At 34.1% G+C, this 15,755-nt stretch carries 16 protein-coding genes; 13 read left to right on the top strand and 3 right to left on the bottom strand.

All coding sequences use genetic code 11. The features are described from left to right. The first annotated feature begins 69 nt into the window (after window positions 1-69). From nusG to DFR54_RS08760, 4 genes are all read left to right on the top strand, one after another. The gene (gene nusG / locus DFR54_RS08775) at window positions 70-615 is read left to right on the top strand and encodes a transcription termination/antitermination protein NusG (RefSeq protein ID WP_086341204.1); all 546 of its coding nucleotides are present in this window, start codon (window positions 70-72) and stop codon (window positions 613-615) included. A 65-nt stretch (window positions 616-680) separates the two neighbouring features. Then, window positions 681-1,508 carry an alpha/beta fold hydrolase gene (locus DFR54_RS08770; RefSeq protein WP_114289897.1) on the top strand — a complete coding sequence of 276 codons (828 nt, stop codon included), beginning with the start codon at window positions 681-683 and terminating at the stop codon, window positions 1,506-1,508. Window positions 1,509-1,871: 363 nt separating this feature from the next. After that, the gene (gene nhaC, locus DFR54_RS08765; RefSeq protein ID WP_114289896.1) at window positions 1,872-3,254 is read left to right on the top strand and encodes a Na+/H+ antiporter NhaC; all 1,383 of its coding nucleotides are present in this window, start codon (window positions 1,872-1,874) and stop codon (window positions 3,252-3,254) included. Window positions 3,255-3,294: 40 nt separating this feature from the next. After that, on the top strand, window positions 3,295-3,525 hold the full coding sequence (locus tag DFR54_RS08760) for a hypothetical protein (RefSeq protein WP_114289895.1): 231 nt from the start codon (window positions 3,295-3,297) through the stop codon (window positions 3,523-3,525). 14 nt (window positions 3,526-3,539) lie between these two features. Here DFR54_RS08760 and DFR54_RS08755 read toward each other — a convergent pair whose 3' ends face one another. Genes DFR54_RS08755 through sdaAB form a run of 3 tightly spaced genes read right to left on the bottom strand, consistent with a single transcriptional unit; the run spans window position 3,540 to window position 5,638 of the window. After that, window positions 3,540-4,079: a putative glycolipid-binding domain-containing protein gene (locus tag DFR54_RS08755; protein WP_114289894.1), complete on the bottom strand. Its 540-nt coding sequence runs from the start codon at window positions 4,077-4,079 to the stop codon at window positions 3,540-3,542. A gap of 17 nt (window positions 4,080-4,096) precedes the next feature. Beyond that, the gene (gene sdaAA / locus DFR54_RS08750; RefSeq protein ID WP_114289893.1) at window positions 4,097-4,966 is read right to left on the bottom strand and encodes an L-serine ammonia-lyase, iron-sulfur-dependent, subunit alpha; all 870 of its coding nucleotides are present in this window, start codon (window positions 4,964-4,966) and stop codon (window positions 4,097-4,099) included. Between the two features lie 12 nt (window positions 4,967-4,978). Then, entirely contained in the window at window positions 4,979-5,638 is a 660-nt protein-coding gene (sdaAB, locus tag DFR54_RS08745; protein ID WP_114289892.1) for an L-serine ammonia-lyase, iron-sulfur-dependent subunit beta, read from the bottom strand. A 171-nt stretch (window positions 5,639-5,809) separates the two neighbouring features. On the opposite strand from sdaAB, the gene DFR54_RS08740 reads away from it, so the two are divergent. From DFR54_RS08740 to DFR54_RS08700, 9 genes are all read left to right on the top strand, one after another. Further along, complete coding sequence (locus DFR54_RS08740; RefSeq protein WP_114289891.1) at window positions 5,810-7,048, top strand: competence/damage-inducible protein A; 1,239 nt, start codon at window positions 5,810-5,812, stop codon at window positions 7,046-7,048. Between the two features lie 88 nt (window positions 7,049-7,136). Then, window positions 7,137-8,186 (top strand): recombinase RecA, encoded by a 1,050-nt coding sequence (gene recA, locus DFR54_RS08735; RefSeq protein WP_114289890.1) that lies wholly within the window; start codon window positions 7,137-7,139, stop codon window positions 8,184-8,186. Window positions 8,187-8,403: 217 nt separating this feature from the next. Further along, window positions 8,404-9,957: a ribonuclease Y gene (rny, locus tag DFR54_RS08730; RefSeq protein ID WP_086341214.1), complete on the top strand. Its 1,554-nt coding sequence runs from the start codon at window positions 8,404-8,406 to the stop codon at window positions 9,955-9,957. Window positions 9,958-10,078: 121 nt separating this feature from the next. Continuing rightward, on the top strand, window positions 10,079-10,960 hold the full coding sequence (locus DFR54_RS08725; RefSeq protein WP_114289889.1) for a helix-turn-helix transcriptional regulator: 882 nt from the start codon (window positions 10,079-10,081) through the stop codon (window positions 10,958-10,960). Window positions 10,961-11,033: 73 nt separating this feature from the next. Continuing rightward, window positions 11,034-12,113: a Gfo/Idh/MocA family protein gene (locus tag DFR54_RS08720; protein ID WP_114289888.1), complete on the top strand. Its 1,080-nt coding sequence runs from the start codon at window positions 11,034-11,036 to the stop codon at window positions 12,111-12,113. Between the two features lie 69 nt (window positions 12,114-12,182). Further along, window positions 12,183-12,908, top strand: coding sequence for a ThuA domain-containing protein (locus DFR54_RS08715; RefSeq protein WP_114289887.1), 726 nt, complete (start codon window positions 12,183-12,185; stop codon window positions 12,906-12,908). 5 nt (window positions 12,909-12,913) lie between these two features. Beyond that, the gene (locus tag DFR54_RS08710) at window positions 12,914-13,654 is read left to right on the top strand and encodes a sugar phosphate isomerase/epimerase family protein (RefSeq protein WP_114289886.1); all 741 of its coding nucleotides are present in this window, start codon (window positions 12,914-12,916) and stop codon (window positions 13,652-13,654) included. A 15-nt stretch (window positions 13,655-13,669) separates the two neighbouring features. Further along, a complete protein-coding gene (locus DFR54_RS08705) occupies window positions 13,670-14,638 on the top strand; it encodes a sugar phosphate isomerase/epimerase family protein (RefSeq protein ID WP_086341219.1) in 969 nt (322 codons plus the stop codon). 20 nt (window positions 14,639-14,658) lie between these two features. Further along, window positions 14,659-15,711, top strand: a complete 1,053-nt coding sequence (locus tag DFR54_RS08700) for a Gfo/Idh/MocA family protein (RefSeq protein WP_114289885.1) — start codon at window positions 14,659-14,661, stop codon at window positions 15,709-15,711. Window positions 15,712-15,755: the final 44 nt, after the last annotated feature.

The raw sequence follows: 15,755 nt of genomic DNA, 5'->3' as shown, positions 1-15,755 counted from the left end.
AGAGAAAAGAACTTCGGACACATATCCTGAGGTTTTTTTATTTTAGCAAGAAAAGGCGGGAAGACCGAAATGGAATCATTTGAAAAACACTGGTATGTGTTACATACATATTCAGGATATGAAAATAAAGTAAAACAAAATATTGAATCACGTGCCCAAAGCATGGGAATGGAAGACTTCATTTTTAGAGTAGTCGTTCCAGAGCAAGAAGAAAGAGAAATTAAAAACGGTAAAGAAAAAATTTCAGCTAAGAAAACTTTCCCTGGTTATGTTTTAGTTGAGATGACAATGACAGATGACTCATGGTATGTTGTTCGTAACACGCCTGGTGTAACTGGATTTGTAGGATCTCACGGAGCAGGAAGTAAGCCAGCACCTTTATTAGACGAAGAAATTAACCACATTTTAGGTGAGTTAGGTATTAGTAAACGTGAAGTTGACTTTGATGTTGAAGTTGGAGAAGTTGTAACAATTGTTGAAGGTGCCTTCTCAGGATTAACTGGTGAAATCACTGAAGTTGACAACGAAAAACAAAAATTAAAAGTTAATATTGATATGTTTGGTCGTGAAACAAGTACTGAACTTGATTTCAACCAAATCGATAAATTATCATAAAAAGTATTATGGGACTGTGACGTAAGTATGTCACAGTCCCTTTTTTAAAAGGAGAATTAACCTAAATGAAAAAATTAAAAATCTTAAGTTTTTTTCTACTCCTCTTTTTAACAGCCTGTCAAAAGCCAGTTACCATTGAAACAAAAGAGGTAACTAAAACTAATACACCAACTATTTTTATTCATGGTTATAGTGGTAATTCTAACACTATGAACACAATGATAAAAACTTTGGAAAAATCAACTGTCACTGAAGAAGAGATGGTTATTAGAGTTTTTGAGGACGGTACACTAGATGTTGAAACAGACTTAAAAAATGAATTTTCTCAAAATAACCCTAGTATCAATTTAATTTTTGATAATAATACTAGTAGTCAGTGGCACCAAGCAGAATGGATAAAAAGTGCTTTAACTTATTTAAAAGCGGAATTCAAAGTTGAAAAAGTTAATATAGTTGGTTTTTCTATGGGTGGCATTAGTAGTTTTTTATACATGGAAACTTTTTCTAACGATTCTACGCAACCAGTAGTTGAAAAATTAGTCACTATAGGAGCTCCTTTTAATGAGTTTATAGATGATAACGAGCAAAGCGAAGAATCGATTTTAGAAAAGGGTCCAGCACAAATTAGTGAGCAACTAGCTAACTATCAAACCTTAATCCAAAATTTACCAAGTGAAAGCCGTTATTTTTTAATTGGTGGTCAAATTTCAGATGATAAACTATCAGATGGGACAGTTCCTCTAAATAGTTCACTAGGAATTTATTCTCTTTTAAAACAAAATAATTTTTTTGTAAAACATCAGATTATCCTTGGTAATGAAGGGAAACATAGCTTACTTAAAAAAAATCCAGAGGTTATTCAGCTAGTTGGAAATTTTATTTTTGAAAATTAAATGCTTGACTTATTAAATGGAAGTCGGTAAGATACAAATCAAGTTACACTTTTTTAATCAGTAGAAGATAAGAGATGAGCCTAAGAAAGTCGATGGTTGCTGCGAATCGATCCACCTTATACTTTGAATTACACTAAAAAAGAACACATGAGAATATTAGATAAAGAGATAAAAGTAAACAGTTACTTTTTAAAACTAAGGTGGTACCGCGAATAAAGTCGCCCTTATATTAATTAATATAAGGGCGACTTTTTTTATTTATTTTTTAGGGGGAAGTTGAAATGAGAGAAAGTTGTGGGGGAATTGTTCGTTATCGTCAATCTAGTAGTTGAGTAAAAAACAAACTAGAGGAGAGAAATGAACATGAATCAGAACAAAAAACCAAGTTTATTAGAAGCAAGCATTGTATTAGGATTAATTATTTTAAGTATTTCAGTAGGAGTTATTGGGCTACATTTATCACCCAATATTACGATTTTATTTGCTATTAGTGTCAGCATTTTTTACATGATTATTAGAAAAATGCCTTTAGAAATGGTAAATAACGGTATTGTCTCAGGATTAAAACCAGGTATTATTCCTATTTTTATCTTTTTATTAGTCGGAGCCTTAATTGCTGTTTGGATACAGGCAGGTATTATTCCAACATTAATGGTAGTAGGCTTTAAGATTATTAGTGTCAAATGGTTTGTCCCATCAGTCTTTCTAGTGTGTGCTATTGTGGGAAGTGCTGTAGGAAGTGCCTTTACAGTTATGTCAACAATCGGAATTGCTTTTTTTGGTATTGGAACAACATTAGGTTTAAATCCAGCCTTAATTGTTGGAGCAATTGTTTCAGGATCAGTTTTTGGTGATAAGATGTCGCCTTTATCAGAGTCAACTAACTTAGCATCTGCTATTGTTGGAGCAGATCTTTTCAAACATATTAAACATTTAATGTGGTCAACAGTACCAGCTTTTATTGTTTCATTGATTTTATTCGCAGTTCTTGGACTGAATAATACAAATGCTGATTTAAGTGAAATTGATACAGTAATTAATGTCTTAGAAGGTAATTTTTCTATTTCGTTTTGGTCATTAATTCCCATAGCTTTAATGCTGATTTGTGCTTGGAAAAAAATTCCTGCAATCATTACAATTTTATTAAATGTGATTGTAGCTGTCATTATGATTATTATTCAAGACCCATCAGCAAAAATTGCTAATATTGCAACAGTTGTTGAGTCTGGATTTATTTCAGAAACAGGTAATACACAAATTGATTTACTACTTTCAAGAGGTGGTATTTCAAGTATGATGCCAACAGTCGTTTTGATTATTTTAACGTTATCATTAGGTGGTATCTTAATGGAAATGGGCTTAATTACAACAGTGATTAATTCTCTTGTTAAAAGACTAAATGCAACATGGCAGTTAATTGTTGTAACACTACTTTCAAGTATTGGTGTTAATATTTTTATTGGAGAACAATTTTTATCAGTCATCTTGCCAGGTAATGCATTTAAAGAAGCTTTCAAAGAAAAAAATATTGACCCAGTTGTTTTAAGTCGTACCTTAGAAGATGGCGGTACAGTGATTAACTACTTAATACCATGGGGGATTGCCGGAAGCTTTGTTGCAAGTACCTTTGGCGTTCCAACTCTAGTATACTTACCATTTGCTTTCTTTAGTTTATTATCACCTGTATTTTCTATTATTAGTGCAGTAACTGGTATTGGTGTTTTATACACTGAAGAAAATAAATAAAACTGTGCTATAATAAAAGAAAAGAGTGGAGGTTTTGTTGATGTCAGATAAAAAGTTATTAAAATCAGAAAGAATACGATTAAAAAATGATGAACTACGTGCTAAAGGAAAAGATCCGTTAAAAGGTTGGGGAAAGATGATTGATACTGGTTTAGGCGGTATTAATAAAGCTCAAGCAGGAGTTGTAAATAATTTTGATAATAAAGGCTTTATTGCAGATCAACAAAAAGAAATTGCTCGAGAAAATGATAATAAAAGACATAAATCATAAAAGAGTCAGCTGAATTAATTTTCAGCCGACTCTTTTTTTAATCTAGTAAATACATTGGGATAGTCTAGGGTTAGATTATCTTGATCAATTGTTAGGGTGTTTGAATAGTTTGAGTTTAAATTCTCATAAAGGACTTCATCACCCATTAAAGTATATTGTTGTTGAACAATTTTAAATTTATGATTAGCAACATCAATAAAAAGCATCGGAAAAGCTTCCTTTTTTATTTTATTGTTTTTCATAAATAGAATCGGTAGTGTGTTTGTAAATGGGGTTAAAGAAATATCAATAAAGTCAATGTTTTGACTGTTAGATAAGGAATCACTATTAATCCACCAATCCCTATTTTTCCTACCGATAAAAATAAGTTCTTCATTTTCTTTAATTTCAAATTCTCTAACAACTCCTTGATGAGTGAAATAAACCATCAAAGTATACGTCGTAGAATCTGTCTCTATAATAGAAGAATATGACAATAAAAACTGACTGAATTTAACTAATTCTGCACTTTCAACTGCGCCATCTTCTAAGTTTTTCCAAAAAATCTCTTTCATAAAAATCGCCTACTAATTTATTCTTTAGGGAAAATACGATTTGTAATGGCACGTCCTGTTTTAGTTGCCGCAAGTCCACCTTCACCAGTTTCTTTGAAGATACTTGGCATATGCATTCCAACAATATGCATCGCTTCAACAACTTCATCTGGTGGGATAACACTTGTAATACCAGCTAAAGCCATATCAGCTGATACGAAAGCTTGAGTAGCTCCAAGTGCATTTCGCTTCACACACGGGACTTCAACTAATCCAGCGACAGGGTCACAAATTAAGCCCATCATATTTTTAATTGTAATGGCAACAGCTTGAGCAGATTGTTCAGGTGTTCCACCGCAATACTCAACTAAAGCAGCACTTGCCATAGCGCTAGCAGAACCAATTTCAGCCTGACAACCACCAGCAGCGCCACTGATTGAGGCATTATTAGCGATAACTAAACCAAAGGCACCAGCTGTAAATAAGAAATTAATTTGCTCTTCTCTAGTTAAGCCGTATTCATCTGTAATGGCAGATAGCACTCCAGCCGCAACTCCCGCACTTCCAGCAGTAGGTGTGGCACAAATTAAGCCCATCTCAGCGTTAACTTCATTAACTGCAATCGCATTTTGAGCAGCAGTCAAAGCTGTTTTACCTGTTAAATAACGACCAGATTCAATGTATTCTTTTAGTTTTGGTGCGTCTCCACCAGTTAATCCTGTTACAGAAGTAACACCATTAACTCCTTTTTTAATAGATGCCATCATAACATCTAAATTTTTACCCATATGCTCCCAAATAATTTCACGAGAATACTGAGATTGTTCCATTTCAAGGACAATCATTGTTTCATGAATGGAACCGTATTTATCAGCTAATGCTACTAATTCTTCTATTGTTTCAAACATTAATCTTCCTCCTTAACCAAAAAAGCTAACTTCATCGACGCCATCAATTTCTTTTAGATGACAAGTTAAACCTTCAATACGGTCATCAACTTCAATAATCATAATTGCTTTTTCCCCTTTAGACTCGCGGGTAACAGTCATTGTACTAATGTTAATATCATGTTTAGATAAGATATTAGTCACTTGGGCAACAATTCCAGGTTTGTCTTGATGAACAGTTAAATAAGTAGGTGTAGACATATCTAAATTAATTTTAAAGCCATTTAACTCAGAAATTTGAATAGCTCCACCACCAATTGAAATACCAGTACAAGTCATCATACGTTCCCCTTTTTTTACAATGATTTGTACAGAGTTAGGGTGATCTGCTTTTTCAGGTTTTGGAATAAAGGCAACATCCATTCCAGCTTCATGAGCAATTTTTAAAGAATCAGAAAGTCTTTCATCATCTGGTTCCATATCTAGTAGTCCACCGACTAAAGCAATGTCAGTTCCGTGTCCACGATAAGTTTTTGCAAATGATTCATAAAGATATAAGTCAACAGTATCAGGTTGTTCACCAAAAATTTGGCGGACGACTTTTCCAATTCTTGCAGCCCCAGCAGTATGCGAGCTACTTGGTCCAATCATAACTGGTCCGATAATATCGAAAACGCTTTTATATAGTCCCATTCATATTCTCCTTAACACAATTTGATAGTCATATTTTAACACGTCATATGTACTTTGACACTTTTTTAAAGACTAATAAATAAAAAATAAATAAGTCTTAAGGTGAATTTTTTGAAGTATGATAAAATGAAGCAAGAAAATAAACGTACATTGATTGTGAGGGAGTAGAAAATGAAAGCTGAAATAATTGCAGTTGGAACAGAAATTTTACTTGGCGAGATAGTTAATACGAATGCTGCTTTTCTATCTGAGTATCTAAGTAATTTAGGCTTTGATTTGTACCATCAACAAGTAGTTGGAGACAATGAAGATAGATTATTAGTTTGTTTAGAAGAAGCAAGTAACAGGTCGGATTTAGTAGTTGTATGCGGTGGTTTAGGACCAACAGAAGATGATTTAACTAAGCAAACTACTGCTAAATTTCTACATAAAGAGATTAGGTATGATGAAGAAGCAATGAATCGATTAGAAGCCTATTTTGCTAATTCTAATAGAGGCGTTACTGAAAATAATAAACGCCAAGCTTTAACAATTGAAGGTGGAACAACTCTTCAAAATGACGCCGGACTTGCTTGTGGTGTGTTGTACCAAGCCGATTCAACTTCTTACTTATTGTTGCCAGGCCCTCCAAGAGAAATGAAAGCAATGGCAGAAGGTGTTACTAAGAAATTATTACAAGAGCTTTTACCCAACGATTCTAAATTAGTCTCAAGATATTTAAGATACATTGGAATTGGTGAGTCGAAACTCGCAGAAGATTTACACGAATTAATTACAACACAAACTAATCCAACTATTGCAACGTATGCTAAAACAAATGAAGTGATGTTACGAATTGCCGCAAAAGCTAAAACAGAAGATGCAGGACAATTGATGTTAGATGCTTTAGAAGAAAAAATAAACCAAAAAGTAGGTGAGTTTTTTTACGGATACGGAGAAAATTTAAGTTTAGAAGAAGTTGTGATTGACCTTCTAAAGACAAGAAAAGAAACTTTATCTGTTATTGAAGGTGTCTCAGGTGGTTTATGCCAAGGTAGATTAACTGATATTAAGGGGAGTTCTGAAGTTTTTCTAGGTGGTATGGTAACTTACTCTAATAAAAGTAAACAACAATTACTTAATTTAGCAGGTGTTCAGTCAGAAGAAATATTAATCGTAGGAGAAGAACAAGCCATTAAATTAGCGGAGTCTATCAAAAAAGTCATGGGGACTGATTACGGTTTATCTATTATTGGTGTAGCAGGCCCTGAAAGAATAGATAATCTTCCTGTCGGTTCTATCTTTATCGCTTTAACTACAAACGAAGAGACTATTTCCTACGAAGTTCTTATTAATAGGGAGCGAGATTACATTAAAGATGGTGCAGTTAAACAAGCTTTAAACCTACTAAGGAAAAAAATAATTAGCTGACACGAATATTTGTTCGCTTTTTATCTTGATTTTTGATTTAAAAGAAAGTATTATAATAATGAAGAGAGAAATTGAAGGAGGCACATAGATGTCAGATAATCGTAAAGCAGCATTAGATGCAGCATTAAAGAAGATAGAAAAAGATTTTGGTAAAGGATCAGTAATGAAGTTAGGTGAGAAAGTAGATACTCAAATTTCTACAGTTTCAAGTGGTTCTTTAGCTTTAGACTCAGCTTTAGGAGTTGGTGGCTATCCTCGAGGTAGAATTATTGAAGTCTATGGACCAGAGAGTTCTGGTAAAACAACAGTCGCTTTACACGCTATTGCCTCAGTTCAAAAACAAGGTGGAACAGCAGCGTTTATCGATGCTGAGCATGCCTTAGATCCTAAATATGCACAAGCTTTAGGAGTAAATATTGATGAGTTACTATTATCTCAACCAGATACAGGTGAGCAAGGGTTAAACATTGCAGAAGCTTTAGTATCAAGTGGTGCCATTGATATTGTAGTAGTTGACTCGGTAGCAGCTTTAGTACCACGTGCTGAGATTGATGGAGAGATGGGGGACAGCCACGTAGGGTTACAAGCTCGTTTAATGTCTCAAGCTCTAAGAAAATTATCAGGTACTATTAACAAAACTAAAACAATTGCGATTTTCATTAACCAAATCCGTGAAAAAGTTGGAGTTATGTTTGGTAACCCAGAAGTAACACCAGGTGGACGTGCACTTAAGTTCTACGCAACAGTTCGTTTAGAAGTAAGACGTGCAGAGCAGTTAAAACAAGGTACAGACATTATTGGTAACCGTACTAAAATTAAAGTTGTTAAAAATAAAGTAGCTCCTCCGTTTAGAATTGCTGAAGTAGATATTATGTACGGAGAAGGTATCTCTCAAGAAGGAGAACTTCTTGACATGGCTTCAGATAAAGATATCGTTAATAAGAGTGGTGCTTGGTATTCTTATAACGATGAGAAAATTGGTCAAGGACGTGAAAATGCTAAGAAATTCTTAGCGGACAACCCTGATATCATGCAAGAGGTTTACGAGAAAGTTCGTATGGCATACAATATGGATGGTGTTATTCTTGAAGAAGTAGAAGAAGACGTAGAAGATTTAGGATTAGATTTAGAAGAATAAAAATGATAAAGACTGTTAAATAGGTGTAAGTACCTGTTTAACAGTTTTTTTATACTTAATGTCCTTATTATTTAAGTTGACACTCCTTTTAACAAAGCTTAAAATGAAGATTGTATAGTTTAATTTATACACTCATACCTGTAGAGTATGATTTAGAGATATTTTTACTTTTAATCTACACATAAAAAACAAATTAAGATAGTATGGAGGTGTTGTTATGGGTTTGATACTCCTCACTATCATCGGATTGATTGTAGGTTTAACAATTGGCTACTTTGTTTCAAAAAGTCAACATGAGAAATCAATTGACGGAGCTAAAAATACTGCGTCAGGCATTATTGAACAAGCGAAAAAAGAAGCTGAAACTCTTCAAAAAGAGTATTTGTTGGAAGCTAAAGAACAGAATCAAAATTACCGACTAGAAATCGAAAGTGAGCTGAAGGAAGAAAGAGCAGAATTAAAAAATCAAGAAAATCGACTATTACAAAAAGAGAATAATCTTGATCGCAAAGATGACGCTATTGAGAAACGCGAACGTTCACTCGAGGAAAAAGAGGAAAAAATTGATTCTAAGAGACAATTGATTGATGAGCGAGAACAAAAAGTATCAGAATTGATTGAACAGCAAAAAGAGGAACTTGAAAAAGTCGCATCTTTGACCAAGGAAGAAGCCAAAGATATTATTATGGCTGAAACTGAAGAAGAATTAACTCATGAAAGAGCTATGTTAGTTAAGGACAGTGAACAACGAGCTAAGGAAGAGGCAGATCGAAAAGCTAAAAATATGCTTTCACTTGCCATCCAGCGTTGTGCAGCAGACCAAGTATCAGAATTAACAGTAACTGTGGTTACATTACCTAATGATGATATGAAGGGACGAATTATCGGTCGAGAAGGTCGAAATATTCGTACACTTGAAACACTAACAGGAATTGATTTAATTATTGATGACACACCAGAAGCAGTAGTGCTTTCAGGTTTTGATCCAATAAGAAGAGAAATCGCTCGTATGACGTTAGAAAAACTAATTCAAGATGGTAGAATTCACCCAGCACGTATTGAAGAAATGGTTGAGAAATCTCGTAAAGAGATGGATGAGCGCATTCGCGAATACGGGGAGAATGCAGCATTTGAGGTAGGAGTTCATTCATTACATCCTGACTTAATTAAAACATTAGGTCGCATGAGATTTAGAACTAGTTATGGTCAAAATGTGTTAAATCATTCAATCGAAGTAGCTAAACTAGCTGGTGTTTTAGCCGAAGAGCTAGGTGAAGATGCAACACTTGCTAGACGAGCAGGATTACTTCACGATATAGGTAAAGCCTTAGATCACGAAGTAGACGGTTCTCACGTAGAAATCGGAACAGAGCTTGTAAGTAAGTACAAAGAACATCCAGTAGTCATCAATTCGGTAGCCTCACATCATGGTGATGTGGAAGCTACATCAGTTATTTCTGTATTAGTAGCAGCAGCGGATGCTTTATCTGCAGCTAGACCTGGTGCAAGAAGTGAATCATTAGAAAATTACATTAAACGTCTAGAGCGTTTAGAAAATATTGCTAATGACTTCCCTGGTGTTGACACAAGTTTCGCTATCCAAGCTGGTAGAGAAATTAGAGTCATGGTTAAACCAGAAGAGGTAACTGATGATGAAGCAACTCTCTTAGTAAGAGAAGTTAGAAAACGAATTGAAAACGAACTTGAATATCCAGGTCATATTAAAGTGACTGTTGTTAGAGAAGTTCGAGCTGTTGATTACGCTAAATAATAATGACTAAAGAAGTTAACTTAATCGAGTTAACTTCTTTTTTTATAATTTTTTTCTCTATTTAAGCTCAAAGTCTATTTTTTTGCTATACTATAGCCAAAATAGGAAAAGGAGTACAATTATGAGTTTATATTTAGAAATCCCAGAATGGCCCTTATCTTTTCCTTTTAGGACATTTGAAAACGTGGGAGAAATCATTGTATCTCCTCATTGGCATAAAGAAATAGAAATTATTTATGTAGCCAAGGGTTCTGTTAATATTGGTTACAATGATCAGATTATTCAAGTTCATGAAGGAGAAATTTTTGTTTTTGGAAGTGGTGAAACTCATTATTTCCTAGCTTCTCCTGGTAGTAATCGAAAGGTATTTCAGTTTGATTTGAACTTATTTAGAGATAGTTTATTTAAAAACACATCACAAGTTGAGTTAACCACATTATTTAAAGAAGCTGAAAATCATAGTATTCATTGGCCTTTTGAAGTTAAAGAAAAAGTTTTAAATTGCTTAGATACTCTTTTTGAAGAAATGAATAACTTAGAAATAGGCTACGAGCATGCGATGTTAAGCGAGTTGCTAAATTTAATGACGATTTATTACCGTGATATGCCTAAAAAAACACTAGCTGAAACCAGTCAAAGTTTTGTGGAGGCTGTTAATAATCATGAAACACTAGAAAGATTAAATGCAATTTTTATTTATATTGAAGAACATTTTGAGGATGTTATAACCCTTGAAGAGATTTCAAAATATATTGGTTTTAGTCCCTACTATTTTGCTCGTTTCTTTAAGAAAAATACAGGACAAACATTTTTACAGTTTTTAACGAATTACCGGATTAACCAAGCGAAATATATTTTATCTCATGAAAAAGTTCCAATGATTGAAGTTGCTGAAAGGTCAGGGTTTCATAGTGTTAAAACCTTTCATCATGTGTTTAAAGAACACGTTGGTGTATCACCTTTAAAATATCAAAAGACAATATTCGGGAATAATCGAGCTTGAAACGAGGAAGAAAACCTTATCAAAGTTTTGTAGTATTAAGATACAAACAAACTTTGATGGAGGTTTTTTTATTATGACATTAAAAATTGGAATTATCGGCTGTGGCGGAATTGCAAATGGAAAACATATGCCAGCTTTAAAACAAGTAAAAGAAGCAGAAATGGTTGCTTTTTGTGATATTGATATAGAACGTGCTGAGAAAGCTAAAGCTGATTACGGAACAAATGAATCAAAAGTTTATGCAGACTATCAAGAATTATTAAAAGATTCATCAATTGACGTAATCCATGTTTGTACACCAAATAATTCTCACGCTGAGATTACTATTGCGGGTCTACATGCTGATAAACATGTTATGTGTGAAAAACCAATGGCTAAAACAAGTGAAGAAGCTAGAGCGATGCTTGAAGCAGCTAAAGAAACAGGCAAAAAATTAACAATTGGTTACCAAAACCGTTTTAGAACAGACTCAACGTATTTACATGAAATTTGTGAAGCTGGTGAGTTAGGAGATATTTATGTCGGAAAAGCTCATGCTATCCGCCGCCGTGCTGTTCCTACATGGGGTGTTTTCTTAGATGAAGAGGCTCAAGGTGGGGGTCCATTAATTGATATTGGAACTCACGCGCTAGATTTAACTCTTTGGATGATGAATAATTACAAACCAAAATATGTAGTAGGAAATGCTTATCATAAATTATCTTCAACAAAAAATGCAGCGAACGCATGGGGACCATGGGATCCTGAGAAATTCACTGTAGAAGATTCAGCCTTTGGTTTTATTACAATGGAAAATGGAGCTTCTATTATTTTGGAATCTAGTTGGGCAATTAATAGCTTAGAGGTTGATGAAGCTAAAACAAGTCTATCTGGGACAAAAGCAGGAGCGGATATGAAAAATGGTTTAACTATTAACGGCGAAGATCGTGGTCTTTTATACGAGAAAAAAATAGAACTTGAAACAGGTGGTGTGGCCTTTTATGACGGAACTGGATCAGATCCAGCAGTTATTGAAGCGCAATCTTGGATGAATGCTATTATCAATGACACAGATCCTGTTGTTAAGCCTGAAGAAGCTTTAGTTGTAACAGAAATCTTAGAAGCTATTTATGAATCTTCAAGACTTGGAGAGCCAGTTTTCTTAAACAAATAAAAAGAGTAAAAGTCTGCTAATGATATCCCAGTAGACTTTTTAATCAACTCATTGAAAGGATAAATCAAAATGATTAATGTAACTGTGTGGAACGAATATCGCCATGAAAAAACAGATCAAAAAGTACAAGAAATGTATCCAGAAGGAATTCATGGACAATTAAAGAGTTTTTTAGATGAAGAGTTCACCGTTAGAACAGCAACTTTAGATGAACCAGAACACGGTTTAACAGAAGAAGTCTTAAATGACACAGATGTTTTAGTTTGGTGGGGGCATATTGCTCATAATGAAGTTTCTGATGAAGTTGTTAACCGCGTTCATGAGAGAGTATTACAAGGTATGGGATTAATCGTTCTTCATTCAGGACACATGTCAAAAATCTTTATTAAATTAATGGGAACAACTTGTGATTTAAAATGGCGTGAAGCAGATGAAACGTGCCGTATTTGGAACATTAATCCAAGCCATCCGATTACAGATGGTATTGGTGAATATATTGAGCTTGAAAAAGAAGAAATGTATGGTGAACATTTCGATATTCCAGCTCCAGATGAGTTAATTTTTATTAACTGGTATCAAGGCGGGGAAGTCTTTAGAGGTGGTTGTACTTATAAAAGAGGTAACGGAAAAATTTTCTATTTTCAACCAGGACATGAAACTTATCCTTCATACTACAACCTAAAAGTCCAACGTGTCATAAAAAATGCTGTTAAATGGGCAACACCAACTGACAGTACTTATCCAACCTATGGACATCATCAACCTCTTGAAATACTAGAGAATTGGGAAGGGTAAAATAAATGAAACCTTTAATTAGTTTACAACTTTGGAGTGTTCAAGATGCGTGTCAGGAAAATTTTGAAGAGGTTTTAACAAAAGTTAAAGAGTATGGCTACGATGGAGTAGAATTTGCTGGTTATTATGATTATAGTGATGAAGAGCTAAAGAAAATATTAGCAGAGTTATCTTTAAAGGGTTCAGGAGCTCATATTAGCTTTGAATCATTAAGAGATGATTTTGAAAAAACAATTAATTTTGAAAAAGAAATTGGCAATCAAGCAGTAATAGTTCCTTACATGGGAGCAGATAGTTTAGAAGTATGGACAGAAAAAATTCTAGAACTAAAAGAGATTGCTAAAAAAGTTAATTCAGAAGGATTAGTTTTAGGCTATCATAACCACGCTCATGAAATAATGGATATTCCAGATGTTAATATTTTAGAGAAAATGGTTGAAATGATACCAGATATTCAATTAGAAGTAGATACTTATTGGTTATCTTATGCAGGTGTAGATGTTTTACCTTGGCTAAATAAATACCAAAATAATATTAAATGGTTGCATCTTAAAGATATGCTTGTAGTTGGTGAAGAAAAAGAGAGTACTGAAATAGGCCAGGGAATTTTACCAATAGAATCTTATCTAGACTGGGCTAAGAACGCTGATTTAGAGTGGGTTGTTATTGAGCAAGAAGCATTCCAAAAATTAACACCTATGGAAAGTGCAGCAGTAAATGTAAAAACATTAAAAGAATTAAGATAGAAAGGACGAGATAAAATGAAATTAGGTGTATTTACTCCTTTATTTAATAATTTAAGTTTTGATGAAATGATAGAGGCAGTTGCAAAACGTGGTCTTGAAACAGTAGAGATTGGAACAGGAGGTTCACCAGGTAACGCTCATTGTGATATTGATAAATTATTAGTTAGCAGTGATGAAAGACGTGAGTACCTAGCTAAATTACAAGATAAAGGCTTAGAAATCAGTGCGTTTAGTTGTCACAATAATCCAGTTTCACCTAACAAAGAAGAAGCAACAGAAGCGGATGAGTTATTACGTAAAACAATTAAGTTAGCTTCTTTAATGAATGTTCCTGTAGTCAATGGTTTCTCAGGAATTCCAGCGGGAAATGAAACAGATACAGCAGTTAACTGGCCGGTTCTTCCTTGGCCAACTGAATATGGTGATATTTATAACTACCAATGGGAGAAAAAACTAATTCCTTATTGGAAAGATATTAACCAAGCTTCAGAAGCTGCTGGTGTTAAAATTGGGATTGAGCTACATGGTGGCTTTTCTGCTCATACACCGTACACAATGCTTAAATTAAGAGATGCAGCAGGAAAAGCAATTGGCTGTAACTTAGATCCTTCTCACTTATGGTGGCAAGGAATTGATCCAGTAGGAGCTATTAAAATTTTAGGAAAAGAAAATGCTATTCATCATTTCCATGCAAAAGATACATTTTTAGACCAAGATAATATTAATATGTATGGTCTAACAGATATGCAACCTTATGGAAATGTTCAATCTCGTTCTTGGACATTTAGATCAGTTGGTTGTGGACATAGTATTCAAGAGTGGTCAGATATTATTAGTGCCTTAAGATTATATGGCTATGATTATGTTTTAAGTATTGAGCATGAAGATCCATTGATGTCAATTGATGAAGGCTTTGACCGTGCCGTAACTAACTTAAAATCAATTATGATTAAAAACCAACCAACTGATATGTGGTGGGCTTAAGATAAGGAGGTTATTTAGAAATGGAAAAAATTAATTTTGTTGTTATCGGATACGGAGGTATGGGTGGTTATCACGCTAGAGAATTAATCCAAGAAAAAGATGGCGTTCAAGTCATTGGTGTCTATGATATTGATGAGAAGAGGTTGGAAGTAGCGAAAAATGATAACTTTAAGACATATGACACATTAGAATCAGTTCTTAATGATAAGAGTGTGGAAGCTGTTTTAATCGCAACGCCAAATGACTCACATAAAGAATTAGCAATAGCTGCGTTAAAAGCTGGCAAACATGTTGTCTGCGAAAAACCAGTCATGATGGATACAAAAGAGTTAGAAGAAGTTATCGCAGTAGCAAAACTTGAGCATAAAACATTTATGGTTCATCAAAATCGTCGTTGGGACAATGACTTTCTAATCATTCGTGATTTATATGAAACAAAACAAATTGGTGATTTATTCCAAATTGAGTCACGAGTACAAGGGGCTAATGGGATTCCTGGAGACTGGCGCCATATGAAACAACATGGTGGTGGAATGTTACTTGATTGGGGAGTACATTTATTAGACCAAATGCTCTTTATGGTAGATAGTCCAGTAAAAACTGTGGCAGCTGATTTAAGTTTTGTTTTAGGAGATGAAGTTGATGATGGCTTTATTAGTTATCTAACCTTTGGAAATGGCGTTAAAGCTATTGTAGAAGTTGGAACAACCAACTTTGTTAAATTACCAAGATGGTATGTGCGAGGGTTTGAAGGAGGAGCTGTTATTTCTGATTGGGACTTATCAGGTGAAATCGTGAAACAAACAGGAATCATTGATCACCATAATTTAGTACCAATTCAAGCAGGTCAAGGCTTAACTAAAACAATGGCTCCACCATCAGAGGATGCGACAACTACTTTACCAATTAAAGAAGTAGCAGCTGATTTTGATAATTTCTATCATAATTTTTATGATGTCGTTAGAAATAATGCTGAGCCAATCGTTAAAAATGAAGAAGTTTACCGTGTTTTAAGACTAATTGAAGCTATTTTTGAAGCAGCAGAAAAACAACAAGTAATCGAATTTGAATAGAATAAAAGAGGTTTACCTTAACTGGTAAGCCTCTTTTTAATCAT

Source organism: Vagococcus fluvialis, assembly GCF_003337315.1.
Classification (GTDB): Bacteria; Bacillota; Bacilli; order Lactobacillales; family Vagococcaceae; genus Vagococcus; species Vagococcus fluvialis.
The sequence above is the reverse complement of the archived record's forward strand: the minus strand, read 5'-3'. Positions and strand labels throughout refer to the sequence as shown.

Bases quoted from the DNA above. Each gene is read 5' to 3' on its own strand.
- nhaC (WP_114289896.1), top strand. From the start codon at position 1,872: ATGAATCAGAACAAAAAACCAAGTTTATTAGAAGCAAGCATTGTATTA.
- DFR54_RS08705 (WP_086341219.1), top strand. From the start codon at position 13,670: ATGAAATTAGGTGTATTTACTCCTTTATTTAATAATTTAAGTTTTGAT.
- DFR54_RS08755 (WP_114289894.1), bottom strand. From the start codon at position 4,079: ATGAAAGAGATTTTTTGGAAAAACTTAGAAGATGGCGCAGTTGAAAGT.
- recA (WP_114289890.1), top strand. From the start codon at position 7,137: ATGTCAGATAATCGTAAAGCAGCATTAGATGCAGCATTAAAGAAGATA.
- DFR54_RS08770 (WP_114289897.1), top strand. From the start codon at position 681: ATGAAAAAATTAAAAATCTTAAGTTTTTTTCTACTCCTCTTTTTAACA.
- DFR54_RS08725 (WP_114289889.1), top strand. From the start codon at position 10,079: ATGAGTTTATATTTAGAAATCCCAGAATGGCCCTTATCTTTTCCTTTT.
- DFR54_RS08715 (WP_114289887.1), top strand. From the start codon at position 12,183: ATGATTAATGTAACTGTGTGGAACGAATATCGCCATGAAAAAACAGAT.
- DFR54_RS08760 (WP_114289895.1), top strand. From the start codon at position 3,295: ATGTCAGATAAAAAGTTATTAAAATCAGAAAGAATACGATTAAAAAAT.
- rny (WP_086341214.1), top strand. From the start codon at position 8,404: ATGGGTTTGATACTCCTCACTATCATCGGATTGATTGTAGGTTTAACA.
- DFR54_RS08700 (WP_114289885.1), top strand. From the start codon at position 14,659: ATGGAAAAAATTAATTTTGTTGTTATCGGATACGGAGGTATGGGTGGT.
- nusG (WP_086341204.1), top strand. From the start codon at position 70: ATGGAATCATTTGAAAAACACTGGTATGTGTTACATACATATTCAGGA.
- sdaAA (WP_114289893.1), bottom strand. From the start codon at position 4,966: ATGTTTGAAACAATAGAAGAATTAGTAGCATTAGCTGATAAATACGGT.
- DFR54_RS08720 (WP_114289888.1), top strand. From the start codon at position 11,034: ATGACATTAAAAATTGGAATTATCGGCTGTGGCGGAATTGCAAATGGA.
- sdaAB (WP_114289892.1), bottom strand. From the start codon at position 5,638: ATGGGACTATATAAAAGCGTTTTCGATATTATCGGACCAGTTATGATT.
- DFR54_RS08710 (WP_114289886.1), top strand. From the start codon at position 12,914: ATGAAACCTTTAATTAGTTTACAACTTTGGAGTGTTCAAGATGCGTGT.
- DFR54_RS08740 (WP_114289891.1), top strand. From the start codon at position 5,810: ATGAAAGCTGAAATAATTGCAGTTGGAACAGAAATTTTACTTGGCGAG.